The organism is Staphylococcus sp. NAM3COL9 (assembly GCF_001431205.1).
Lineage (GTDB): Bacteria > Bacillota > Bacilli > Staphylococcales > Staphylococcaceae > Staphylococcus.
On sequence record NZ_LGPC01000015.1, the window covers coordinates 48,730 to 73,498 of the forward strand.

23 protein-coding genes are annotated in these 24,769 nt (G+C 33.3%); 16 read left to right on the plus strand and 7 right to left on the minus strand.

Annotation, left to right across the window (positions count from 1 at the left end; genetic code table 11):
* Positions 1-76 precede the first annotated feature (76 nt).
* A complete protein-coding gene (locus tag ACA31_RS09325) occupies positions 77-1,117 on the minus strand; it encodes a C45 family autoproteolytic acyltransferase/hydolase (RefSeq protein WP_057513059.1) in 1,041 nt (346 codons plus the stop codon).
* Between the two features lie 493 nt (positions 1,118-1,610).
* On the opposite strand from ACA31_RS09325, the gene ACA31_RS13300 reads away from it, so the two are divergent.
* Complete coding sequence (locus ACA31_RS13300) at positions 1,611-1,781, plus strand: hypothetical protein (protein ID WP_107514816.1); 171 nt, start codon at positions 1,611-1,613, stop codon at positions 1,779-1,781.
* Between the two features lie 164 nt (positions 1,782-1,945).
* On the opposite strand, the gene ACA31_RS09330 is transcribed toward ACA31_RS13300, so the two are convergent.
* Positions 1,946-2,356, minus strand: coding sequence for a YolD-like family protein (locus ACA31_RS09330; protein ID WP_057513060.1), 411 nt, complete (start codon positions 2,354-2,356; stop codon positions 1,946-1,948).
* A gap of 178 nt (positions 2,357-2,534) precedes the next feature.
* Here ACA31_RS09330 and pglS point away from each other — a divergent pair, with 178 nt between their 5' ends.
* A complete protein-coding gene (gene pglS, locus ACA31_RS09335) occupies positions 2,535-3,572 on the plus strand; it encodes a 6-phosphogluconolactonase (RefSeq protein WP_057513061.1) in 1,038 nt (345 codons plus the stop codon).
* Between the two features lie 65 nt (positions 3,573-3,637).
* On the opposite strand, the gene ACA31_RS09340 is transcribed toward pglS, so the two are convergent.
* The 3 genes from ACA31_RS09340 to ACA31_RS09350 all read right to left on the minus strand — a co-directional run bounded on the left by ACA31_RS09340 (position 3,638) and on the right by ACA31_RS09350 (position 6,696).
* Positions 3,638-5,017: an aldehyde dehydrogenase gene (locus ACA31_RS09340; RefSeq protein WP_057513062.1), complete on the minus strand. Its 1,380-nt coding sequence runs from the start codon at positions 5,015-5,017 to the stop codon at positions 3,638-3,640.
* A gap of 136 nt (positions 5,018-5,153) precedes the next feature.
* Positions 5,154-6,089 (minus strand): manganese-dependent inorganic pyrophosphatase, encoded by a 936-nt coding sequence (locus ACA31_RS09345; protein ID WP_057513063.1) that lies wholly within the window; start codon positions 6,087-6,089, stop codon positions 5,154-5,156.
* A 55-nt stretch (positions 6,090-6,144) separates the two neighbouring features.
* Positions 6,145-6,696 carry a cysteine hydrolase family protein gene (locus ACA31_RS09350; protein ID WP_057513064.1) on the minus strand — a complete coding sequence of 184 codons (552 nt, stop codon included), beginning with the start codon at positions 6,694-6,696 and terminating at the stop codon, positions 6,145-6,147.
* 135 nt (positions 6,697-6,831) lie between these two features.
* Between ACA31_RS09350 and ACA31_RS09355 the strand changes: the two genes are divergently transcribed.
* Positions 6,832-7,890: a glycosyl hydrolase family 28-related protein gene (locus ACA31_RS09355; RefSeq protein ID WP_057513065.1), complete on the plus strand. Its 1,059-nt coding sequence runs from the start codon at positions 6,832-6,834 to the stop codon at positions 7,888-7,890.
* Between the two features lie 162 nt (positions 7,891-8,052).
* On the plus strand, positions 8,053-9,612 hold the full coding sequence (locus ACA31_RS09360) for an SLC13 family permease (protein ID WP_057513066.1): 1,560 nt from the start codon (positions 8,053-8,055) through the stop codon (positions 9,610-9,612).
* Between the two features lie 79 nt (positions 9,613-9,691).
* On the opposite strand, the gene ACA31_RS09365 is transcribed toward ACA31_RS09360, so the two are convergent.
* Complete coding sequence (locus ACA31_RS09365) at positions 9,692-10,504, minus strand: prephenate dehydratase (RefSeq protein WP_057513067.1); 813 nt, start codon at positions 10,502-10,504, stop codon at positions 9,692-9,694.
* Between the two features lie 41 nt (positions 10,505-10,545).
* Positions 10,546-11,610 (minus strand): nitric oxide synthase oxygenase, encoded by a 1,065-nt coding sequence (locus tag ACA31_RS09370; RefSeq protein ID WP_057513068.1) that lies wholly within the window; start codon positions 11,608-11,610, stop codon positions 10,546-10,548.
* Positions 11,611-11,839: 229 nt separating this feature from the next.
* Here ACA31_RS09370 and ACA31_RS09375 point away from each other — a divergent pair, with 229 nt between their 5' ends.
* The 12 genes from ACA31_RS09375 to gatC all read left to right on the plus strand — a co-directional run bounded on the left by ACA31_RS09375 (position 11,840) and on the right by gatC (position 24,768).
* The gene (locus ACA31_RS09375) at positions 11,840-13,306 is read left to right on the plus strand and encodes a nicotinate phosphoribosyltransferase (RefSeq protein ID WP_057513069.1); all 1,467 of its coding nucleotides are present in this window, start codon (positions 11,840-11,842) and stop codon (positions 13,304-13,306) included.
* On the plus strand, positions 13,299-14,129 hold the full coding sequence (gene nadE / locus ACA31_RS09380; protein ID WP_057513070.1) for an ammonia-dependent NAD(+) synthetase: 831 nt from the start codon (positions 13,299-13,301) through the stop codon (positions 14,127-14,129). The genes ACA31_RS09375 and nadE overlap by 8 nt, the downstream gene beginning before the upstream one ends.
* 77 nt (positions 14,130-14,206) lie before the next feature.
* Entirely contained in the window at positions 14,207-14,785 is a 579-nt protein-coding gene (locus ACA31_RS09385; RefSeq protein WP_057513071.1) for a DUF2179 domain-containing protein, read from the plus strand.
* Entirely contained in the window at positions 14,782-14,967 is a 186-nt protein-coding gene (locus ACA31_RS09390; protein ID WP_057513072.1) for an NETI motif-containing protein, read from the plus strand. Before ACA31_RS09385 ends, ACA31_RS09390 begins: the two co-directional genes overlap by 4 nt.
* Positions 14,968-15,191: 224 nt before the next feature.
* Positions 15,192-16,487: an adenylosuccinate lyase gene (gene purB / locus ACA31_RS09395; RefSeq protein WP_057513073.1), complete on the plus strand. Its 1,296-nt coding sequence runs from the start codon at positions 15,192-15,194 to the stop codon at positions 16,485-16,487.
* Between the two features lie 96 nt (positions 16,488-16,583).
* Positions 16,584-16,886, plus strand: a complete 303-nt coding sequence (locus tag ACA31_RS09400) for a YerC/YecD family TrpR-related protein (protein WP_057513074.1) — start codon at positions 16,584-16,586, stop codon at positions 16,884-16,886.
* 193 nt (positions 16,887-17,079) lie between these two features.
* Positions 17,080-17,751, plus strand: coding sequence for a M15 family metallopeptidase (locus ACA31_RS09405; RefSeq protein ID WP_057513075.1), 672 nt, complete (start codon positions 17,080-17,082; stop codon positions 17,749-17,751).
* Between the two features lie 136 nt (positions 17,752-17,887).
* Complete coding sequence (locus tag ACA31_RS09410; protein WP_057513076.1) at positions 17,888-18,580, plus strand: heptaprenylglyceryl phosphate synthase; 693 nt, start codon at positions 17,888-17,890, stop codon at positions 18,578-18,580.
* Positions 18,577-20,775 carry a DNA helicase PcrA gene (gene pcrA / locus ACA31_RS09415; RefSeq protein WP_057513077.1) on the plus strand — a complete coding sequence of 733 codons (2,199 nt, stop codon included), beginning with the start codon at positions 18,577-18,579 and terminating at the stop codon, positions 20,773-20,775. Before ACA31_RS09410 ends, pcrA begins: the two co-directional genes overlap by 4 nt.
* Before the next feature lie 3 nt (positions 20,776-20,778).
* Entirely contained in the window at positions 20,779-22,782 is a 2,004-nt protein-coding gene (gene ligA, locus ACA31_RS09420; protein ID WP_057513078.1) for an NAD-dependent DNA ligase LigA, read from the plus strand.
* Between the two features lie 12 nt (positions 22,783-22,794).
* A complete protein-coding gene (locus ACA31_RS09425) occupies positions 22,795-24,009 on the plus strand; it encodes a CamS family sex pheromone protein (RefSeq protein WP_057513079.1) in 1,215 nt (404 codons plus the stop codon).
* Positions 24,010-24,465: 456 nt separating this feature from the next.
* Positions 24,466-24,768, plus strand: a complete 303-nt coding sequence (gene gatC / locus ACA31_RS09430; RefSeq protein ID WP_057513080.1) for an Asp-tRNA(Asn)/Glu-tRNA(Gln) amidotransferase subunit GatC — start codon at positions 24,466-24,468, stop codon at positions 24,766-24,768.
* Position 24,769 lies beyond the last annotated feature (1 nt).

Sequence of the window (24,769 nt, forward strand, 5' to 3'; positions counted from 1 at the left end):
TTGCCTCAAGAGAATAATATCTATAAAAAAACATACCAAATAATTTTATAGTATAAATGATTTGAAACCATAAATATTAATAAGTAGCAAAGGTTAAATCAGTGTCAAGATGACCGTTAATTGAAGTAATATCTAACGATTCGCCATCGAGCCATTTGCCAAAGTCTATTATGGTAGGTGCTTTATTTTCACCTAAAGTGATATGCGCGGTTAATGATTGAGGTTCATACATACTTGTATGAATTGTCCCGGACCAGCTTTTGAATAACTTACTATAAATTTCATATTCTGGGTTATTGAACAAATTAAATGCGCTCATTTTATCTAGTGATGCAGGTGCTTTTTTAAGAAGTCGATTTAAACGTTCTTTAGATTCCTTTGTAAAATTTCTATTCTCATGCGTTAATAATTTGAAATGATTTGTGCAAGTGCGATCGTAACGAACATCAACGGAGCGAGGAGAAACTTCGATAATTGCATGATTCAAATGTTTGTCCATGACAATGTAACTAAAAGAGCTTCTATGTGGAAGTTCTTTTAGTAATTGTATGGCCTCAGGTACATCTTTACAATATTGTAATATGAGCCTGCCTACCATATAGCAGACAAAGCCATCACCTGGGTGTTTTCTGTGCATGAAATTGTAGCCCATAGATAGACCAGATTCATTCATACCATCCATTCTTCCGGTTACGCGTGATGTAGGACCTATTTGTGCTAAGCCACCATCAGTAGGTTGAAACAACAAGTAACGACCATCATAAGTTGCAGGGTGATAATCATAATTTCGAACCATATAGTCCTGACCTAAAAAGACCGTACAGCCACTGTTTCTTAATGGTGTGAATCGATAGTGAGCAAAGTTAAGAATCATTTGGCGAGTAGGCAGATTAAGTACTTCTTGCATGCCTCTAATTTCTTCCCAAATTTGTGGAGCGTACGTTTGAAAAATGTCATATGTTTCTTTGATATGGATATCAAAGCGGGGCATACGCTTTTTCCATTCTTTCTCTCTGTTTTTGAGCAAGGGTGTTTGCTGCATCCACTGTGCTGTTTGTACACCTAAATCAAAGTGTGAACCTCGATGTGTTAAGATGTCAGTTTTTACTGATTGCATAGTTTAAAACTCCTGTTTATGTGTATAATCTTACAAAATTGTAACTTTATTGTAATGCGCTGTTAATTGCATTACATATGACCAGTAGTTATCCTTAAGTTAACATCAAGGGACGATCAGATAGACAAATTCAATGAGGTGATTATTATGTCAAATTATTATGATGCTTTCAAAGATGCAGTCTCCACTTGGTGGGGTCAATAAAATGAGAATAACTAACATTGAATTGGCTAATATTTAACGATATTAGCCCTTTTTTACATATATTAATAATAAATATAACATCTATCTTTATTATTATGAGAAGAAAATGTTAAAATAAATAAGACATATTGACTAAAATTTATTGATTTTGCATTACTTCAATAATATCATAAATTCACTTTTTAATATTTAGATTAAAGTAATGAAAAGTGGGTATATATTTATTGATGCTTTCAAGTATGCTATCATTATTGATAGATATGTTAATAATTTATTGAGGTGAATCAGAATGTGTAATTTTATCAAAGGTTTATTTAAATTTGTATTAGGTACAATTCTTACTGTGTCATTAGCAGCAGGTGTTGGTGCAGTAGTTTTCGCGTATATCTTTAAAAAAGACTTCGAAGATATTGAAAGTAAAACAAAAGAAATTGTTTCAGATATTGAAACAAATAATTAAGTTATTGATAGAGCACTTTAGAGTGTTCTCATACTGTCGACAAAGTCTTAGGGCTTTCGTTGACAGTTTTTTTTTTAGCCACCGTTCAACGAAGTTGTTACGGTGGCTAATGCAGTCGAAAAGACTGCGAACTGTAACTCCGCGCTTCAAGTATAGAAAAGCAGTTAACCATTGTCTGGAGTTATTCTAGTTATATCAAATAATGAAAGTTTAATTGTTTCTTGTGTATGGATTGGATAACCTTCCAAAAACATATGAGTTATATCTATATTTTTAATTTTTATATGAATTGTTTCCAACCAACCTGCTTGATAGTATTCGATATGAATATAGGAATCTGTATGTAACGCTTGATGAAGCTGTAAATTTAATTCATTTAATTGATCATCTGATAATATTGGACGGTCAATTTTATTTTGATCCACTAAATATTTTTGAATTGTTTCGAATTGTTCTGGTAAAGTAGCGAATGGCGCCCATTTAACCATGCCACGACCTTGCGGAATATTGGCATTAAGAAATTCTCTTGGTATATTTCTATAGTCATTTTCATTTTGGTATTTTTCCGGAATCATAAAATCACCTCAATACAATTATAGAACATATGTTCGTATTATTGCAAGAAGTTTTCCTTAATTTAATAAACCATAAAAAGTTTAATTGCAATTTAATAGAAAGTGATAATAATCATTATATTGTCATTTAGTATAGATATTTATTAAAATGAAACTATAACAATATGGAGGGGTTTACATGACGACAACAGGTTATATTGGTACGTATACGAAAAAAGAGGGTAAAGGTGTTTATCGTTTTGAATTAGATGAACAAATTGGAAGCGTAACAGAAGTTGAAACAGGATATGAATTAGAAGCATCAACTTATGTAAATCAACACAATTCATTTTTATATGCTGTAACACGTGAAGGAGATAATTGTGGTGTTGCTAGTCTCAAAATAGAAGAAGATGGTAAACTCAATTTAATTAATAAATGTCTTGCTTCTACAAAGGGTAGTGGTTGTTATGTAGATGTGTCACCAGACGGCAAGTTTGTTTTTGAATCTGTTTACGGTGCTGGATTAGCGCGCTTATATGAAGCAAACCCTGAAACAGGTGAAATTATACGTTTGATTCAAGAGTTAGAGCACAATTATCCAACTGGACCACACGAAAGACAAGATCAACCACATGTGCATTTTATCAGTACAACACCAGACGAAAAATATGTAGTTGCAATCGATTTAGGTACAGATAAAATAGTAACATATGAATTTGGTGATCATGGTTTTAGCGAACATGCGGTAACTGATTTTGAACCAGGTGATGGACCAAGACATATTACTTTTCATGAAAACGGCAAGTTTGCTTATGTTGTACATGAGTTATCAAATGTCGTAAGTACAGTGAAATATGAGGATGGAAAATTTACAGAAATCCAACGACATATAACAATTCCAGAAAATTTTGAAGGCGATACAAAATTAGCAGCAGTAAGACAGTCGCATGATCAAAAATTCTTATATATTACTAATAGAGGCCACGATAGTATCGCTATTTTTAAAATAAGTGACGATGGCGCAACGATTTCATTCGTTGATATTATATCAAGCGGTGGCGAATTCCCACGTGATTTTAATATTACTGACTCAGATGATTTCTTAGTTTGTGCACACCAAGAAGGCGATTATACATTGACAGTTTTCAAACGTGATAAAATTACGGGAGAATTAGAAAAAGTAGATCATCATAAATCAGCTCCAGAAGGCGTTTGTTTACAATTTTTAAAATAAAGACAACTGAAACAAATAAAAAATCACCTAGTATGGTTAATACATTGCCATACTAGGTGATTTTTTTATTTGTTGAAAAATGTTTTGATATATTTAAATTTCCCTTTGTATGGTGGGAATATGAGACTTGATTCAAGCCTTGTAGATTTAAATACATAAGATTTATCATGACTAAACGTATCAAAACTATATTTACCATGATATTGTCCTATACCTGATGCACCAATGCCACCAAAAGGTAAGTTTGGATTTGCGAGGTACATCAACGTATCATTAATCGCACCGCCACCAAATGAAATTTCATGAAGTACACGTTCTGTTGCATTTTCATCTTCGCTAAATAAATATAAGCTGAGTGGCTTAGGTTTAGTGCGTATTAAATCAATTGCTTCATCAAAGTCATCATAAGGAATGATTGGTAAAATAGGGCCGAAAATCTCATCTTCCATTATTTTAGCATCGAAACTAATACCATCTAAAATAGTTGGAGCGATGTATTTATCACCTGCATCAGATTGACCACCAAATGCAATTTCTGTTTTATGAATATTTAATAAATGGTCTAAACGATCGAAATGTTTTTGATTAATTATACGACCAAAATCTGGACTATCTTGTATAGATTTACCATAAAATTCAGTAATTGTATTTTTGAGCGCCGCGATGAGTTCGTTTTTGACTTTTCGGTTAACTAAAATATAGTCTGGTGACACACAAGTTTGTCCAGCGTTCGTAAATTTTCCGAAACAAATGCGTTCACTCGCTACTTTGATATTTGCTGACTCATCTACAATCGCAGGAGATTTACCCCCTAATTCTAAAGTGACAGGCGTTAAGTTTTCGCTAGCTGCACGATAAACAATACGTCCTACTTTTTCGCTACCAGTGAAAAAGACATAATCAAAAGGTAGGTGTATAAGTGATTGTGTAGTCTCTGCGTCACCTTGACACACACTAATATATTCAGTGTTGAATACATCTTCAATAATTTGTTGTACTATATCTGCAACGTGTGGTGTGAATTCTGATGGTTTAAGTATAGCTGTATTTCCCGCTGCTATTGCGCCAATTAATGGTTCAATAAGTAATTGGAAAGGATAATTAAAAGGTCCGATAATTAAGACAGTACCATAAGGTTCTTTCATGATATAACTTTTAGTAGGGAATAAATAAAGGGGCGTGTTAACTTGTTTTCTTTTCGCCCAATTTTTAAGTTCTTTGCGTGCTAACTTAATGCTTTTTAAAGTGAATCCAATCTCGGTTGCATAAGCTTCCACTTTGTTTTTACCTAAATCTTTTTGAAATGCGTCGAGTAATTCATTTTCATGATTTTTAATACTTTTACCCAAGAGTTTGAGTTGTTTTTTTCTAAATTTAAGATCTTTGGTTTCGTGAGTATTAAAATATTGTTTACTATTATGGAAAGTTTGCTCTATTGAATTCAAATTATATTCCTCCTAGTATGAGATGTCGCTATGCTTATTCAAATGGATAAAAAACTGGAACATATTTACTATGTTCCAGAATACTGATCGGTCAGGTGTTTAGTTTCTTTGTCCATTCAGTGCTTATCATATAATATTAAACGACTTCGTTTAAAGCTTCTGTAATTTGAGGTACAACTTGTTTTTTACGTGAAACTACGCCAGGTAAGAATGCAGTATTATTTTCAAGTTCAACATTGAAAGCTTTACCTACTTTGTCTGTTTCAGGACCAACCACTAAAATTTTAGAATCGCTATTAATGATGTCAGTCACGACTAGTACAAATAAATCATATTTTTCATGTGCAGTTACTTCTAACATAGCTTTTGTTAATTCTTCTTGACGTGCAAATACTTCCTCAATATCCACAGTATTAACTTGTCCGATGTGAGTTGAATAATCTCCCATGTTGAAAGATTTTGCATCCATAGATAATATATCTGAAATTGATTTGTCTGTTGTAGAAGCACCTGCTTTTAACATATCTAAACCGTAAGCTTCTAAGTCAACATTAGCAATAGCTTTTAATGCTTCTGCAGCTTGTACATCTTCTTCAGTACATGTAGGTGATTTGAATAATAAACTATCTGAGATAATTGCAGAAATCATTAAGCCGGCAATATCAGGTTTAATTTCAAAGCCGCGTTCTTTATACATTTTATATAAAATTGTTGCTGTACAACCAACCGGTTCAGCACGGTAATATAAAGGGGCTGCAGTTTCAAAATTAGAAATTCTGTGGTGATCTACGACATGTCGAATTGTAGCGTCAGCAATTGAATCTGCGCTTTGTTGGAATTCATTATGGTCAACTAAAATAACATTTTGATCAGCTAGATTATCGTTAAGTAATTCTGGCGCTTCTACTTTGAAATGATCTAAAGCAAATTGCGTTTCTGGACCTATTTCGCCTAAACGATAAGACGCAGCCTCCGAATTACCTGTTTGTTGTTCAAAATCTGCCATGATGATGGCAGATGCAATAGCATCTGTATCTGGATTTTTATGTCCGAAAATATAAGTTTTTGCCATATCTAAATTCTCCTTATTTATATAGTTAATATTATTTTATCATGAGTTTGCATAGTTATTCTACTTCAGCACCTAAGGAATTTTTAAAATGATCCAAAGCCCACTCATGGCCTGTTGGATTAAATGAAGCAACGCCTTTATGTGAGATGCTGATGGAATAACCTAAGTTATAGGCGGTAATCGCTGTATGTAATACACAAATATCGGTACATACACCAACAATTTCTAAATGTGTTACATTTCTTTCTCGTAGCAAAATATCTAACGAAGTACCGCAAAAAGCATCATACCGTGTTTTATCTAAAAAATGTATGTGATCATTAAATAATATATTTTGATAGATATCATTTACTTTGCCATAAAGCTCTCTTCCAGATGTTCCTAGAATATTGTGAGGAGGAAAGAGCTTGTTCTCAGGATGATAACTATTTTCTTCAAAATGTAAGTCCATCATAAAGAAAATGTTCTGTTGTTTTTTATTATATGCTTCAATTCTTTCGACAATATAATGTTCAATTTGTTGGCCTGGAATGCCACAAGTCATTTTTCCACTATCTGCAACAAAATCATTTGAATAATCCACTATAATCAGTGCACTTTTTTTCATAATTTGCGAACACTCCTAATATTAAAGATAATAAGTATTATATACTAAGTAGATAAATCAATAAAGCTACAACAAGTGCGTTTGAAAATCCTTAATTAAGTTTATTATAAAGTATTGAGAAAGGGAGATTGTCTTATGATAATTAATGCAAAGCAATTTGGATTAAAAGGTGAAAGTAAAAGAGCAGATACAAGAGCAATGCAACATGCATTGAATTATGCCAAAAAACATCCTTCGACAACGATATATGTACCTAAAGGTGAATTTCATATACGCAAGTCATTGGTTATTTATGAATCTACAATATTATTGCTAGATGAAGGCGCAGTTCTTAAAAGATGTGGGAAAGATGCACTACTAAAAAATGGTAGGAGATTTAAACCATATTATGGTTATAACGGCAACAGCCATATTCATATTGCAGGAGGGACGTTTGATATGAATGGCTATGATTTTCCATATAATAATACAGCAATATGTATGGGACATGCCCAAGACATTCAAATCGTCGATGTGACCTTTAAAGATATTATAGGTGGCCACGGACTGGATGCATGTGGGGTAAATGGATTATATATAAATAATTGTAAATTTTTAGGATTCAATGATAGTGATGGGTCAAGAACTTTTTCAGAAGCAATTCAGTTGGATATTCAAGTACCAGGTGCTTTTCCTAAATTTGGGACGACAGACGGAACGATTACAAAAAATGTAATAATAGAAAATTGTTATTTTGGCAACTCAGATACGCCTAGGATGCAGTCATGGAACAGAGCTATAGGTTCTCATGCAAGTCGTTATAATCAATTTTATCAAAATATTCATATTCGTTTTAATACATTTGAAGGAATAAAGCAATATGCGCTAACACCTTTAAAATATAAAGATACGTATATTCATCATAATATTTTTAAAAACTGTGCTGGTGGCATCCGTTTTTTAGCAGTTAAAGATGGTAAAAATGCAAAAGATTTAAAAGGAAAGCAAAGGTCAACTCAAGCTGGGAGTAATTTAAATATTTATCAAAATAAATTTATTGGAGCAATGGAGAAATATGCAATTCGGATTCAAAGTTATAATAATATAAAACATAAAAATATTCTTATTGCTCAAAATGAGTTTGATGAATTGCCAACCGAAATGTATTTGAAAGACATTAAGAATTTATTTGTATCTTATGGTGATGAATTTTAAAATATTGTTAAGTCTATTTAAACATGATTATAATGCTAAATGAATGCCATAAAAACTTCGTGTGTAAGCGATTTACCATTGATATTTCCTTAGCATTATATTATGTTATAAGCTAAGTAATGTTATGAATATTCAGAAAAGTATCTTTAGAGGGGGACGAATATGAACGATTTGAACAAAGGGGATATGAGAAGATCGCAATATTTAATGTTTTTTTCTAACAAGAAAGGAAAAAAGGCTTATAACAGTGGACAATTAATAGGTTTAATATTGGGGCCACTATTATTTGTTTTAACATTACTATTTATACAGCCTGAAGGTTTATCTACTAAAGGTATATTTGTTTTAGCAACAACACTATGGATTGCGACGTGGTGGATTACTGAAGCCATTCCAATTGCAGCAACGAGTTTATTACCATTAATTTTGATGCCAATCGGACATGTATTGAGTCCAGAAGAAGTTTCATCGCAATATGGTAATGATATTATCTTCTTATTCCTAGGAGGCTTCATTTTAGCCATTGCTATGGAAAGGTGGAACTTACATACTCGAGTTGCTTTAACAATTATTAATACATTAGGTACAAGTACAGGAAAGATTTTACTAGGATTCATGATTGCGACCGGTTTTTTATCTATGTTTGTATCGAACACTGCCGCTGTTATGATTATGATTCCGATTGGGTTAGCAATTATTAAAGAAGCAAATGAATTAAAAAGTACAGATACTAAAGATTCAAGTATCACCAAGTTTGAACAATCTTTAGTATTAGCAATCGGATATGCTGGTACAGTCGGTGGTCTTGGAACATTAATTGGAACGCCACCTTTAATTATATTGAAGGGACAGTATCAATCTGCATTTGGTGAAGAAATTAGTTTTGCTAAATGGATGATTATCGGTGTACCAACGGTTATTGTCTTATTATTCATAATTTGGGCATACATACGATATATAGCTTTTAGACATGATATGAAAGAATTACCAGGTGGTAAAGCGTTAATTAAAAGGAAACTAAATGAATTAGGTAAGATGAAATACGAAGAGAAAGTAGTTTTAATTGTGTTCATGCTTGCCAGTTTCCTATGGATAAGTAGAGAATTTTTATTGAAAAATTGGATATACACCTCAGAAATAGCAGATGGAACCATAGCCATGTTTATCGCAGTATTACTATTTTTAATTCCTGCGAAGAACAAAGCACAACATAAACGTATTATAGATTGGGACGTGGCTAAAGATTTACCGTGGGGCGTACTAATACTCTTCGGTGGAGGGCTTGCGTTAGCGAAAGGTATAGCATCAAGTGGATTAGCAGTATGGCTTGGCGATCAGTTGAAACTGATAGAAGGTGTGAGTCCTTTAATCATTGTAATAGTCATTACCGTATTTGTACTGTTTTTAACTGAAATTACATCAAATACTGCAACTGCAACGATGATTTTACCAATTCTTGCAACGTTATCTGTTGCTGTAAACGTTCATCCATTATTACTTATGGTGCCTGCAGCTATGGCGGCAAACTGTGCATACATGCTTCCAGTAGGTACACCACCGAATGCAATTGTATTTGGTACAGGGCGCATTAGTATTAAAAAGATGGCCTCTGTCGGCTTTTGGGCCAACATAATAAGTATTGTAGTTATTGTACTCGTTGTATACTTCTTAGTACCTCCAGTATTAGGTATAGATGTAACCAAACCATTGCCACTTAAATAATTATATAGATAAATCCCCCGTTTCATTATTTAGAAACGGGGGATTTCGGTTTGTCTGATGGATTTACGTAAAAATAAAATTAGCTTAATTTATTGAATGAACCAATAATTGAAACTTGGAAGTCTAACGTGTTTAAAATTTTAATAACTTTAGCCAAATCTTCATTGATTGGTGTGTCTGCTTGCACAAAAAAGTGATACATTCCAAGTTGTGTTTTTAAAGGTCTAGATTCAATCCAAGACAAGTTAATATTAAATAAGACAAAAGTATTTAATATGCTTGCTAATAAACCAGGTTTATCAAATTGAGGGGTGATGAGTAATATTGTATCACTCGCATCTTCTACATTCTCGATACTACTCGGTTGGTTACTCACTACTAAAAAGCGTGTTACATTATGTGGAAAGTCTTGTATGTTTTCAGCGATAGGTGAATAGCCGTATGCTTCACCGCTACCTAAAGGTGCAATAGCACCAACATGATCAGTTATTTTTTCCAAACTTTTAATCGTACTATCTACATAGTCATACGTGAAGCCTTGCTTTTGTATATACTGGCTCGTTTGACTAATCGCAGGCGCAATAGAATAAACTTTTGAAATATCATTTACTGTGGCATCCTGTGAACCATACAATGCGAATTGAATGTCTAAATGAAGTTCACCTTGTGCAAAAATATTTTGTTGCGTCAATGCATCTGCGACAATATTAATTGTCCCTTCAATTGAATTCTCAATTGGCACTACGGCGATACTATTATCGTCGTTAGAAACAGCTTGTACTACTTCGTACAGGTTAGATTTGGCTTCAAAATCCATTTCAGATTCTGATTTATATTGTTTTGCTGCTAAGTATGAAAATGTCCCTTTTGGGCCTAAATAATAAAGTTTCATGTGACGTTACCCCTCGTTCATATGTGTAAGGATAGAGTTTTTTAATGGAATGGACAACCCGTAGATGTTGATTTCTTATAAAAGAAATTAGGCTCTCGAATTTCATTTTTATAACCATGATGATAATTTGCCACCAATGTTGGAGATAACGAAGGTGCTAACCATGACCATTTACCAGTAACATCTCTTCCTTCTTTTGTTTCATTCTTTTCAAATCGTTCGAACTGCTTAGAAGCGGTCAAATGATCAACAATAGAGACGCCTTCATTTTTAAAGGAATGATATACTGCATCATTCAGTTCGACAAGTGCACGATCTTTATTGAAAGAATTATTCTTAAGTGTATCAAATTCAAATGCATCTGCAACACTTTCTAGCAAATTATAACGATAACTATCTGTAAAATTACGAACAGCAATTTCATTTACCATATACCAACCGTTAAATGGTGCTGTTGGATATGTAACACCGCCAATTTTCAAATCCATACTTGATATAATAGGGACAGCATACCATTTTAAACCGAGTTGCTTTAACTTTGGATAGCGGTCATGAGTTATAGGAACTTCTTTAATTAATTCCGGATTATAAGCATGATACTTTAAATTACCTTCAGGCATCTTATAAATTAAAGGTAAGACATCAAAGTGAGTATGCGCTCCTTTCCATCCAAGATGTTCACCAAGTTGCGTTATACTTCGTTCGGAAGGGTCACCTTGATCTGAATACCCAGCATATCTGATTAATTGATTATTATAAATTTGTGGTGGATGATGTTGTGAAAAGATAGTGATATAAGGTTTGATTTTCCCGTTATTTGTTGCAGTTGCTATGTGATTTTCGATTGTAGCTATAAATTCATCTTCAGTTTGAATATCTCTTGCATCAGCTACAGTTAATGAGTTCCAGAAAAATCGGCCAATACAACGATTCGAATTCCTCCAAGCCAATTTAGCACCATAAGTAAGTTCTTCAACTGTATGTTCATACGTGCCATTTTTATGAATAGCAATTTCAATTTCTTTAATTCTATTTAATGTAACATGTTCATCGTAACTTAATTCTTTATACATTGTTTTAATAAATGATTTAGCTTCATTTAACATATAAACACCTCACTTAGTATTATAAGTGATTAAAGTTAATTTATAATTACAAAACTAAAAATGTCACTACTTTGTCGTTAGTAATGTCACACTTTTATCAAAATTTAAAATAATGAACATTAGCAATCTGAGAATGTTGCACGAATGCTATTAAATAGGATGATATTTCAGGTGCTAACAACGTTTCTTTTATGCTAAACTAATAGAAAAGCTGATTGGAGAGATTTTTGTGTACCAATACGAAGACGATACATTAGTATTGCATAATGATTTATATCAAATAAACATGGCTGAAAGTTATTGGGATGATGGTATTCATGAACGATTAGCAGTCTTTGATTTGTATTTTAGAAATATGCCATTCGACAGTGGCTATGCGGTTTTTAATGGATTAAAGCGTGTGATTGAATATATAAATCAATTTCATTTTTCAGAATCAGATATAGAATATTTAAAATCTATTGGCTATCAAGAGGATTTCTTGGGTTATTTAAAAGATCTGAAATTTACAGGTAATATTCGCTCAATGCATGAAGGTGAGCTTTGTTTTGGTAATGAACCCTTAATGCGAGTAGAAGCGCCATTGATACAAGCTCAATTAATAGAAACGATGCTATTAAATATAGTAAATTTCCATACTTTGATTACAACAAAGGCGAGTCGTATTCGACAAGTTGCTTTGGACGATATGTTAATGGAATTTGGTACACGCCGTGCGCAAGAAGCGGACGCAGCATTATGGGGTGCTAGAGCATCGTACATTGGTGGCTTCAATTCTACAAGTAATGTAAGAGCAGGAAAGTTATTTGGCATTCCAGTATCTGGTACACATGCACATGCAATGGTACAAACATATGGTGATGAATATATTGCTTTTAAAAAATACGCCGAGCGACATAAGGACTGTGTGTTTTTAGTAGATACATTCCATACGCTAAAATCTGGTGTTCCGACAGCAATTAAAGTTGCAAAAGAATTAGGTGACAAAATTAATTTCGTAGGTATTCGATTAGATTCTGGGGATATTGCTTATCTTTCAAAAGAAGCGCGACGTATGTTAGACAAAGCTGGATTTACAGATGCAAAGATTATTGCCTCAAACGACTTAGATGAGCAAACAATTACCAGTTTGAAATCACAGGGCGCAAAAGTTGATTCTTGGGGTGTAGGTACTAAATTAATTACAGGCTATGACCAACCAGCACTTGGTGCAGTTTACAAGCTCGTTGCTGTTGAAGATAGCTCAGGTGCATACGTTGATCGTATTAAATTATCAAATAATGCTGAAAAAGTAACGACACCAGGCAAGAAAAAGGTATACCGTATCATTAATAAAAAAACGAATAAAGCTGAAGGTGACTACATTACATTGGATCATGAAAATCCATATGAAACGACACCACTTAAACTTTTTCATCCTGTCCATACCTACAAGATGAAATTTATAAAATCATTTATAGCGAAAGATTTACATCATGATATTTTTAAAGATGGTAAATTGATATATGATTTACCAAGTGAGCAAGAAGCACAAAATTATTTGAAAGAAAATCTCACCCATTTATGGGATGAAAATAAGCGTCATCTTAACCCACAAGAATACCCTGTAGATCTAAGTACAGCATGTTGGGAAAATAAACATAAACGTATATTTGAAGTCGCAGAACATGTAAAGGAGATGGAAGAAAATGAGTAATTTACAAAAAATCATTGTTAAAGAAATGAATGTCCAACCAATGATTGATAGTAAACAAGAAGCGCGTAGCATTATTCAATTTATTAAAAGTTATGTACAATCTCACTCTTTTATCCAATCTTTAGTGCTAGGTATTTCAGGTGGTCAAGATTCCACTTTAGCCGGCAAACTATGTCAAATTGCGGTTAATGAATTAAAAGAAGAAAAAATTCATTGCCAATTTATTGCTATTAAATTACCATATGGTGAACAAAAAGATGCAACAGAAGTTGAAGATGCTTTGAAGTTCATACAACCGGATGAAGTAGTAACGGTCAATATTAAATCAGCGGTAGATCAGAGTGTGCAATCACTAAAAGATGCTGGCATTTTACTTACTGATTTTCAAAAGGGAAATGAAAAAGCCCGTGAACGTATGAAAGCACAATTTTCAATTGCTGCAAACAAACAGGGTATAGTGATTGGTACCGATCATTCGGCTGAAAATGTGACTGGTTTTTATACGAAATATGGTGATGGTGCTGCTGATATTGCACCACTATTTGGTTTGAATAAACGCCAAGGTAGGCAATTATTAAAGTATTTAGAAGCACCTAAGCATTTATATGAAAAAGTACCTACTGCAGATTTAGAAGAAGACAAACCACAGTTACCTGATGAAGATGCGTTAGGTGTAAGTTATAATCACATAGATGATTATTTAGAGGGCAAATCGGTACCAGATGATGCACAAAAAGTTATTGAGCGTCATTATGTAAAGAGTGCGCACAAAAGAGAATTAGCTTATACAAGACACACGTGGCCCAAAAATCAACTGGTATAACAGGCATTTTTTAGTGACATACCATAAACTTACTTATAGAATTATTTGAATTTAATGTAACAGAAAGGAAATTGGACATGTCAGTGATAACATCTACACCATGGTTAATGGTTTTAGCCATTTTTATAATCAACGTTGCTTATGTAACGTGCCTAACGATGAGAACGATACTAACCCTTAAAGGTTATCGCTATGTAGCTGCAATCGTGAGCTTCTTGGAAGTCCTTGTATATGTTATTGGTTTAGGTATGGTAATGTCTAGTTTGGATCAAATTCAAAATGTGCTTGCATATGCCTTTGGCTTTTCAATAGGTATTATTGTAGGTATGAAGATTGAAGAAAAACTAGCACTTGGATATACAGTAGTCAATGTAACTTCATCTGAGTATGAGTTAGATTTACCAAGACAATTAAGAGATTTAGGATATGGAGTGACACATAATACTGCATACGGCCGAGATGGCAAACGTTTAATTTTACAAATTCTTACACCGAGACGTTTTGAAGCTAAATTAATTGAGACGATTAAACAAATAGATGAAAAAGCATTTATGGTCGCATATGAACCTCGTACAATTCATGGTGGGTTCTGGGCGAAAGGTGTTAAAAGTAAAAAACTTAAACAATATGATACGGATGAAGTTGAAAGCATATGAAAAAACAACAAAAATTCAAAGTTGAAGAACGCGAGTCAATTCAAGATTGTTTGGGTCGCATGCGTGAAGCTGGCTATACACCAGTTAAACGTTTTGAAAAGCCCGTTTACAAAGAAAATAAAGATGGCAGCCTAGAGGTACTTAAACAAGAAATTGAGTTCGTAGGTAAATTACAAGAATGATAAGTGGGGGAGTCTGATACATGTATTTATGTTTCGGGCTCTTTTTTAATACTTTGATTCTAAATAATTTCTATAGTAGTCTTAAAAGACTTATACATTTCAAAGTAATTCTGTTAAACTAGTATTGAAAAGAATAAACACGAACTTTAAAGTTAAAACGAACTTAAATGTACATGTTTTGAGGTTTGTGAAATAAAACTTATGTAAGATAGGAGCTAATTTCAATGATTGAACGCTATTCTAGAGAAGAAATGTCTAATATTTGGACTGATCAAAATCGCTATGAAGCTTGGTTGGAAGTAGAGATACTTGCTTGTGAAGCTTGGAGTAAACTAGGTGATATACCTGAGGCAGACGTCAAAAAAATTCGTGAAAATGCCAAGGTTGATGTTGGACGTGCACAGGAAATTGAACAAGAAACACGTCATGATGTAGTCGCATTTACAAGACAAGTTTCTGAAACACTTGGTGAAGAACGTAAGTGGGTTCATTATGGTTTAACTTCAACGGATGTAGTAGACACTGCATTAAGTTATGTGATTAAACAGGCAAACGACATTATTGAAAAAGATTTAGAAAGATTTATTGAAGTATTAGCGAAAAAAGCAAAAGATTACAAATATACATTAATGATGGGGCGTACACATGGTGTGCATGCTGAGCCAACAACATTTGGTGTTAAAATGGCGCTTTGGTATACAGAAATGCAACGTAATTTAGAACGTTTTAAGCGTGTAAGAGAAGAAATCGAAGTTGGGAAAATGAGTGGTGCAGTAGGTACTTTTGCTAACATACCACCTGAAATAGAAGCACATGTGTGTGAAAATTTAGGTCTGGATGCAGCTCCAGTATCAACGCAAACGCTACAACGTGATCGTCATGCTTATTATATTGCGACACTTGCGCTTATCAGTACTTCAATGGAAAAATTTGCCGTGGAAATACGTAATTTACAAAAAACTGAGACGCGTGAAGTAGAAGAAGCATTTGCGAAAGGACAAAAAGGATCATCAGCAATGCCACACAAACGTAACCCAATTGGTTCTGAAAACATTACTGGTATTGCACGTGTGATAAGAGGTTATGTAACTACAGCTTATGAAAATGTTCCATTATGGCATGAAAGAGATATTTCTCATTCTTCAGCTGAACGAATTATGCTTCCAGATGTTACGATTGCATTAGACTACGGATTGAACCGTTTTACAAATATTGTTGATAAACTTACAGTATTTGAAGATAATATGCTTGAAAATATTGATAAAACGTTTGGTTTGATATATTCACAACGTGTATTATTAGCTTTAATTAATAAAGGTTTAGCACGTGAAGAAGCATACGATAAAGTACAACCTAAGGCGATGGAGTCTTGGGAAACTAAAACACCATTCAGAACATTAATTGAACAAGACAGTTCAATTACAGCATTATTATCTGAAGCAGACTTAGATGAATGCTTCGATCCAAAACACCATTTAAATCAAGTTGACACTATTTTTGAAAGAGCTGGTTTAGAATAACCAAGAATAATTGAATTTTTCAGGGGAAATCGTTACACTTTAATGTGTTAGTACGTTAAACTGAGATTAAATTGAAGGATACAGGGGTTGTTTTGAATGCAAATAGAAAAATTAAGAGGAAAAGCATTAGATGAATTGTTCGATGCGATTTTGACACTTGAAAATAGAGAAGAATGTTATGAATTCTTTGATGATTTATGTACTGTTAATGAATTACAGTCATTGTCACAACGATTGCAAGTTGCAAAAATGATTAAACAAGGCTTCACTTATGCGACAATTGAACAAGAATCTGGTGCTTCAACTGCAACAATTTCTCGTGTGAAAAGATCGTTGCAATGGGGCAATGATGCTTATACTATGATTCTAGACCGCATGAATATTGAAACGGCTGATTAGATAATTTAATATGAGAAGTAAGGTTAATGCATGAAGTTAACCCTAGCTGTCGATAGAGTATGATACTTTGTCGGCAGCTTCTTTATGTTTTGTAAAGTGATAGAATGGTGATTGAGACGTATCAACTGCATCTTTGTTATATGAATTCTGTGAAAATATTATTATATGTATACATGTTGGAGGAGAGATAACTGTGTTAAAGAAGTGGATAATTGTAATTGCTACTTTATTATTTAGCGTTATTGTCATACGAATGTCTTTTATTATAACTACTAATCATCAACAACCTGGACATTCAGATATCGTCGAACCTAAAAATGCATTACCTATTATTGTTGAAAGGCAAGGTGTGACGAAGGTGAATGGGCATGTCATTGTCAACAAAACGTATCAATTACCGCAACACTATAAACCTGGTGAAAATAAAAAAGCTAGACATAAATTAAATGAAATGTTAGATGAAGCTGAACAAAAAGAACTAGATTTAAAATATATTAGTGGCTATAGAAGTTATAAAGATCAACAAAAAGTAGTGAAATTATATATTGAAAATGATGGGAAAAAAGTTGCGAAACAATATACTGCTAAACCAGGACATTCAGAACATCAAACAGGATTAGCATTTGATGTAGGTACACAAAGGCCACTTGAAGATTTTCACGATGATTTTGAACATACAAAGGAAGCGCACTGGCTAGCTCAAAACGCTTCTAAATATGGATTTATTATCAGATATCCTAAAGGACAATCAACTCAAACAGGCTATGCATATGAGGCATGGCATTTGCGATATGTAGGGCCTGAATTAGCTAAAATTATTGACAATCAAGATACAAATTTAGAAAGTTATTATCAATTGAATTAAATAATTACAGCAAAAAGGAAACTCAATTGTAAAAATCATCTCAAAAATATTGAGGTGTTTTTTTTAACATCATTTTAGAACTCATAGACTAAAAATGATATAATCATATGTATGTTTAAAAAAGGAGTAACATATCATGCATGACATTAAAAAGTGGGAACATATTTTTAAATTAGACCCTGCAAAGTTAATATCTGACGAAGAATTAGAGGTAATTTGTTTATCTAACACGGACGCAATTATCATAGGCGGAACAGATGATGTTACTGAAGAAAATGTTTTTCATTTGAAGCAACGCTTAAAGCAATATTCATTACCCATAGCATTGGAAATTTCAAATGTAGATAGCGTAATGCTCGGTTTCGACTTTTATTTCGTACCTACTGTGCTAAACAGTTCAGATGTTAAATATCATAATGGCATATTATTAGATGCACTCAAGGCATTCGGACAAATAATTGATTTTGATGAAGTCATATTTGAAGGTTATGTCGTACTTAATCCTGATAGTAAGGTCGCGAAGGTGACGCAAGCTAATACAAACTTAACGGATGAAGATATTGAAGCTTATGCATTAATGATTAATGATATGTACAAATTACCAGTTATGTATATAGAATATAGTGGTACATATGGAGAAGTAGAAATAGTGAAAACAGCAGCAGATCAATTAACAGATACACAACTATTTTATGGTGGTGGTATTAGTGATTATAACGAGGCAAAACAAATGGCTTCAATCGCAGACACTATTATAGTTGGAGACATTATATATAAAGATATAGAAAAAGCATTAAAAACAGTTGAGATAAAGGAGTCACATAAATGAACGCATTAGTTAATAAGATGAATGAGGAACAAAGCCAAGCAGTACGTACAACAGAGGGGCCATTGCTTATAATGGCAGGTGCAGGTTCAGGCAAAACACGTGTTTTAACACATCGCATAGCTTACTTGCTTGATGAGAAAGATGTGTCTCCATATAACGTTTTAGCTATCACATTTACAAATAAAGCTGCTAAAGAAATGAAAGCACGTGTTGAGACATTAGTTGGAGAGCAAGCTCAAGTGCTATGGATGTCTACATTCCACTCTATGTGTGTGAGAATCCTTCGAAGAGATGCAGATAGAGTTGGCATAGAACGTAATTTTACAATTATTGATCCAACTGATCAAAAATCTGTAATTAAAGATGTATTAAAAAATGAAAATATCGATAGCAAAAAGTTTGAGCCTAGAATGTTTATAGGCGCTATTAGTAATTTAAAAAACGAATTAAAAACGCCGGAAGATGCACAAAAAGAAGCAAATGATTATCATGCACAAATGGTTGCTACTGTTTATAAAGGTTATCAACGTCAGCTTTCAAGAAACGAAGCACTAGATTTTGATGATTTGATTATGGTTACAATACGTCTATTTGAACGTGTTCCAGAAGTATTAGATTATTATCAAAATAAATTCCAGTATATCCATGTGGATGAGTATCAAGATACGAATAAAGCGCAATATACATTAGTTAAACTTCTTGCAAATAAATTTAAAAATCTTTGTGTTGTAGGTGACTCAGATCAATCTATTTACGGATGGCGTGGCGCAGATATACAAAATATCCTTTCTTTTGAAGAAGATTACCCAGAAGCAAAAACGGTTTTCCTAGAGCAAAATTACCGTTCTACAAAAAACATTTTAAATGCGGCTAATGAAGTGATTAAAAATAATTCAGAGCGTAAACCTAAAGGATTATGGACAGGCAATACAGACGGCGATAAAATCCATTATTATGAAGCAACAACTGAACGAGATGAAGCGGAATATGTTGTACGCGAAATTATGAAACATCAGCGTAATGGAAAGAAATATAAAGATATGGCAATTTTATATCGTACGAATGCACAGTCACGTGTACTTGAAGAAACGTTTATGAAATCAAACATTCCTTATACAATGGTTGGCGGTCAAAAATTCTATGATAGAAAAGAAATTAAAGACTTATTAAGTTATGTACGTATCATTGCCAATAGTAATGATGACATTAGCTTGCGTCGTGTAATTAACATTCCAAAGCGTGGTATTGGACCAACTTCTATAGATAAAATTCAGGCTTATGCAATGCAAAATGATTTAAGCATGTTTGATGCATTAGCTGAAGTAGACTTCATTGGATTATCTAAAAAAGTAACGCAAGAATGTATTAACTTTTACGATGTAATGCAAAATCTTATCAAACAACAAGAATTTCTTGAAATCACTGAAATTGTTGAAGAAGTGCTAGTTAAATCTGGTTATCGCGATATGTTAGAACGTGAACAAACGTTAGAATCTAGAAGTAGACTTGAAAATATTGATGAGTTTATGTCTGTTCCAAAAGATTATGAAGAGAATACACCATTAGAAGAGCAGTCATTAATTAACTTCTTAACGGATTTATCGTTAGTTGCAGATATAAATGAAGCACAAATTGAAGATGGTATCACGTTGATGACAATGCACTCTGCCAAAGGTCTAGAATTTCCGATTGTATTTATCATGGGCATGGAAGAGTCTTTATTCCCACATATTAGAGCAATTAAGAGCGATGACGAACATGAAATGCAAGAAGAACGACGTATTTGTTATGTAGCTATTACACGTGCTGAAGAAACATTATATTTAACACATGCAACATCCAGAATGTTATTTGGACGACCACAATCCAATATGGCTTCTAGATTTTTAAGAGAAATACCTGAAGATCTATTGGAAAATGAAACTAAATCTAAAACACAAGGCAATAGCTTCCGTTCAGCAACAAAAGAACCAGCCAAAAGAGGTTATAGCCAACGTGCTGCGTCTACTAAGAAAACACAAGTGTCTTCCGATTGGAAAGTTGGAGACAAAGTTGTTCATAAATCATGGGGCGAAGGCATGGTTAGTAATGTAAAAGAAAAAAATGGTTCTGTAGAACTAGATATCATCTTTAAATCAGAAGGACCGAAACGCTTACTTGCACAATTTGCGCCAATTGAGAAAAAGGGGGAATAAAATGTGGCTGATTTACAATCACGCGTCGACGAATTGCATCAACTATTAAATCGTTATAGTTATGAGTACTATGTTCAAGATAATCCATCAGTGCCGGACAGTGAATATGATAAATTGTTGCATGAGTTAATAGACATTGAAGCGACTCACCCAGAATATCGAACGTCTGACTCTCCAACAGTAAGAGTCGGTGGTTCTGCCCAATCAACTTTCGCAAAGGTAAGACATAATACCCCGATGCTCAGTTTAGGCAACGCATTTAATGAAGAAGACTTAAGAAAATTCGATCAACGTATACGTGAACGTATAGGTGACATAGAATACATGTGTGAATTGAAAATAGACGGCTTAGCAGTATCTTTGAAATATGAAAATGGCCGATTTATACAAGGATTAACACGTGGAGATGGTACTACAGGTGAGGATATTACCGAAAACTTAAAAACGATTCATGCAATACCTTTGAAAATCAAAGAAACTAGAACATTTGAAGTTCGTGGCGAAGCATATATGCCTAGACAATCATTTTTTAATTTAAATGAAGCAAAAGCTAAGAACGATGAACAAGCGTTTGCTAATCCACGAAATGCTGCAGCAGGTTCACTTAGACAATTAGATTCAAAGCTTGCAGCTAAACGTAAACTAAGTGTTTTTCTATATAGTGTTAATGACTTCACTCAATTTAATGCGAATACACAAAGTGAAGCATTAGACGAATTAGATGAGTTAGGTTTTAAAACCAACCAAGAACGTCAACGTGTACAAACAATTGATGATGTGATTGCATATATTGAACACTGGACTGAAAAAAGAGAAGCGCTGCCATATGATATTGATGGTATTGTAATTAAAGTGAATATGGTGGAGCACCAAGAGGAACTTGGTTTCACTCAAAAATCACCGCGTTGGGCGATTGCGTATAAATTCCCGGCAGAAGAAGTAATTACAGATTTATTAGATATTGAATTAAGTATAGGTAGAACAGGTGTAGTCACACCCACAGCTATCCTTGAACCAGTTAAAGTTGCTGGAACTACTGTTTCTCGCGCTTCCTTACATAACGAAGATTTGATTCATGACAAAGATATTAGAATTGGTGATAGTGTAGTAATTAAAAAAGCAGGAGACATTATACCTGAAGTCATTAAAAGTGTATTAGATAGACGTCCAGATAACGCGGAAGTTTATCATATGCCAACACATTGCCCAAGTTGTGAACATGAATTAGTACGCATAGAGGGCGAAGTAGCTTTACGCTGTATCAATCCTAAGTGCCAAGCACAACTTGTGGAAGGCATGATTCATTTTGTTTCTAGACAAGCAATGAATATCGACGGTTTAGGTACAAAAATCATTCAACAACTTTACGATAATGAAAAGATAAAAGACATTGCAGATATTTTCTACTTAACAAAAGAAGATTTGTTACCGCTTGACCGCATGGGAGAGAAAAAAGTAGATAATTTGATTAATGCCATTGAAGTGTCTAAAAATAATTCTTTAGAACAGTTATTGTTTGGTTTAGGTATCAGACATCTCGGCGTAAAAGCAAGCCAAGTCATAGCTGAAAAATATGGCACAATGGATAGATTATTCGAAGTAACTGAAGAAGACTTTGTTGGTATACATGACATTGGACACAAAGTAGCTCAATCTGTAGTCACGTATTTAGAAAATGAAGATATTCGTGCACTTATTAATAAATTAAAAGAAAAAAATGTTAATATGACATATAAAGGCATAAAGACAAGTGATTTGGAAGGTCACCCAGACTTTAAAGATAAGACAATTGTACTTACTGGTAAGTTGTATCAAATGACAAGAAACGAAGCTTCAGATTGGTTAGAACTTCAAGGCGCAAAAGTTACGAGCAGTGTAACTAAAAGTACAGACTTAGTTATCGCTGGCGAGGATGCAGGCTCCAAATTAACAAAAGCTGAAAAATTTGGTACAGCAATATGGTCAGAAGAAGACTTTGTTCAGAAGCAAAATGAAATCGAGGGATAGAGGAGATAATGCATGAAACGAAAGGTTATACTATTCATCTCAGCAGTTTTTTTATTATCAGCATGTGGCAATGATGATGAGAAAAGCAAAGAACAATCTAATGGAAATGAACAACAGCAGCAGCAAGAATCTGGTTCTGTAAAAGAGATTGCAACGGATAAAAATGTAGCAGGTGATAATTACAGAACAATATTACCATTTAAAGAAAGTAAAGCACGCGGTGTATTACAAGAAAATATGGCAAATAGTTATAATGGTGAAGATTTCGAGAATGGTCTTTTAGATTTAAGTAAAGAAGTATTTCCAACTGAAGATTATTTGTATCAAGATGGCCAATATCTAGATAAAGGTATGATTAACGCATATTTAGGACCTAAATATACTAAAGGTGAAATCGATGATATGGATGAAGATGAACGTAAAGAGAAAAAAGCAAATGAGAATTTAGGATTAAATCCATCTCATAATAGTGAGACGAATCCTAAGAAAATTGCAGAAAATTCACCAGCATATCTTTCTAATATTTTAGAACAAGATTTTTATAATAGTGGAGATACAAAAGGTAAAAAAATTAAAGGTATGACAATCGGTTTAGCGATGAACAGTACATATTATTACCAAAAAGAAAAAGATGGGGAGACCTATAGTAAGAAATTGGATGACAAAGAAATTAAAAAACAAGGTAAGAAAATGTCTGAAGAAATACTTACTAGATTACGCGAAAATAAAGAATTGAAAGATATTCCAATTCATTTTGCTGTTTATAAACAGTCTGGAGAAAACTCGATTATACCAGGTGAGTTTATCGCTGGAACAACAGTTGAAGGTGATAAAACACGTATTAATGAATGGAAAGATATTCAACAGAAAACTGCTTTATTACCATCTGGAGAGGCTGCAGAATTAGATGAAAGTTTAAACTCTGATTTCAAACAGTTTAATGATAATCTCCAAACATATTTTAATAATTTCACTCAAGCAGTCGGTACTGTTAAATTCGATAATAAGGAAGCTAAGCAATTATCTGTAGATGTACCAATTGATTATTATGGTAAAGCTGAAACCATAGGTATTACGCAATATGTCACTGAACAAGCAAGAAAATATTTCGATGATATAGACGAGTATGAAATTCACATTAAAGACGGTAATAACCCTAAAGCGCTAATCAGTAAAACAAAAGAAGATAAAGAACCGCGAGTTCATATTTATAAAAACAATAACTAATATTTAGTCAACATTGTGAGGGTGGGAAAATGAAATCAAATTTAAAATTTGGTTTCTGTCCTGCTCTTTTTTATTTTAAAATATTTCGATTTTGAAAATGCAGGCTTCTGTTTTTTTAAATATGATTGGTTATACAAGTGATTCATAATAGCGTAGAGATGAATATTAAGTGGGTTTGTGACTTAACTCAATAGATATTAATTGTTGAATTTTCACAATAGTTTTGGCGCATATACTATCTTTGTGTAAATAATAGATTATCACACTTGTAAAAACGATGAATAATTACCTATATCTTGAAAACCTAGCTATAAAAGGGTTGTGAAAACATATGGTTTTTTGAAAAGTATAAAAATAAATCACTATAATTTACTGTTATTATCGAAAAGCTTAGATTTTTGGGCGGAATTTTGGTACAATTTTGTAATGAATGAGTAAAAAGGAGGCTTTTATTTAATGGCTAAAGTTACACGTGAAGAAGTAGAGCATATAGCAAATTTAGCTAGACTTGAGATTACTGAAGATGCAACTGCAGAAATGCAAGAAACATTAGAAAGTATTTTAAATTTTGCTAATCAAATAGATACAGCAGATACAAGTGAAGTAGAACCAACATATCACGTATTAGATTTACAAAATGTATTACGTGAAGACAAAGCAGACGAGGGTATTCCTCAAGAGCTTGCATTAAAAAATGCTAAAGAGACGGAAGATGGACAATTTAAAGTCCCATCTATCATGAATGAGGAGGACGCTTAAG

Excerpts from the sequence above, each read along its gene's own strand:
- ACA31_RS09355 (WP_057513065.1), top strand. The coding sequence starts at position 6,832 with ATGATAATTAATGCAAAGCAATTTGGATTAAAAGGTGAAAGTAAAAGA.
- ACA31_RS09370 (WP_057513068.1), bottom strand. The coding sequence starts at position 11,610 with ATGTTAAATGAAGCTAAATCATTTATTAAAACAATGTATAAAGAATTA.
- nadE (WP_057513070.1), top strand. The coding sequence starts at position 13,299 with ATGAGTAATTTACAAAAAATCATTGTTAAAGAAATGAATGTCCAACCA.
- ACA31_RS09350 (WP_057513064.1), bottom strand. The coding sequence starts at position 6,696 with ATGAAAAAAAGTGCACTGATTATAGTGGATTATTCAAATGATTTTGTT.
- ACA31_RS09330 (WP_057513060.1), bottom strand. The coding sequence starts at position 2,356 with ATGATTCCGGAAAAATACCAAAATGAAAATGACTATAGAAATATACCA.
- ACA31_RS09390 (WP_057513072.1), top strand. The coding sequence starts at position 14,782 with ATGAAAAAACAACAAAAATTCAAAGTTGAAGAACGCGAGTCAATTCAA.
- purB (WP_057513073.1), top strand. The coding sequence starts at position 15,192 with ATGATTGAACGCTATTCTAGAGAAGAAATGTCTAATATTTGGACTGAT.
- ACA31_RS09360 (WP_057513066.1), top strand. The coding sequence starts at position 8,053 with ATGAACGATTTGAACAAAGGGGATATGAGAAGATCGCAATATTTAATG.
- ACA31_RS09325 (WP_057513059.1), bottom strand. The coding sequence starts at position 1,117 with ATGCAATCAGTAAAAACTGACATCTTAACACATCGAGGTTCACACTTT.
- ACA31_RS09385 (WP_057513071.1), top strand. The coding sequence starts at position 14,207 with ATGTCAGTGATAACATCTACACCATGGTTAATGGTTTTAGCCATTTTT.
- ACA31_RS09345 (WP_057513063.1), bottom strand. The coding sequence starts at position 6,089 with ATGGCAAAAACTTATATTTTCGGACATAAAAATCCAGATACAGATGCT.
- ACA31_RS13300 (WP_107514816.1), top strand. The coding sequence starts at position 1,611 with ATGTGTAATTTTATCAAAGGTTTATTTAAATTTGTATTAGGTACAATT.
- gatC (WP_057513080.1), top strand. The coding sequence starts at position 24,466 with ATGGCTAAAGTTACACGTGAAGAAGTAGAGCATATAGCAAATTTAGCT.
- ACA31_RS09410 (WP_057513076.1), top strand. The coding sequence starts at position 17,888 with ATGCATGACATTAAAAAGTGGGAACATATTTTTAAATTAGACCCTGCA.
- ACA31_RS09365 (WP_057513067.1), bottom strand. The coding sequence starts at position 10,504 with ATGAAACTTTATTATTTAGGCCCAAAAGGGACATTTTCATACTTAGCA.
- pglS (WP_057513061.1), top strand. The coding sequence starts at position 2,535 with ATGACGACAACAGGTTATATTGGTACGTATACGAAAAAAGAGGGTAAA.
- ACA31_RS09400 (WP_057513074.1), top strand. The coding sequence starts at position 16,584 with ATGCAAATAGAAAAATTAAGAGGAAAAGCATTAGATGAATTGTTCGAT.
- ACA31_RS09425 (WP_057513079.1), top strand. The coding sequence starts at position 22,795 with ATGAAACGAAAGGTTATACTATTCATCTCAGCAGTTTTTTTATTATCA.
- pcrA (WP_057513077.1), top strand. The coding sequence starts at position 18,577 with ATGAACGCATTAGTTAATAAGATGAATGAGGAACAAAGCCAAGCAGTA.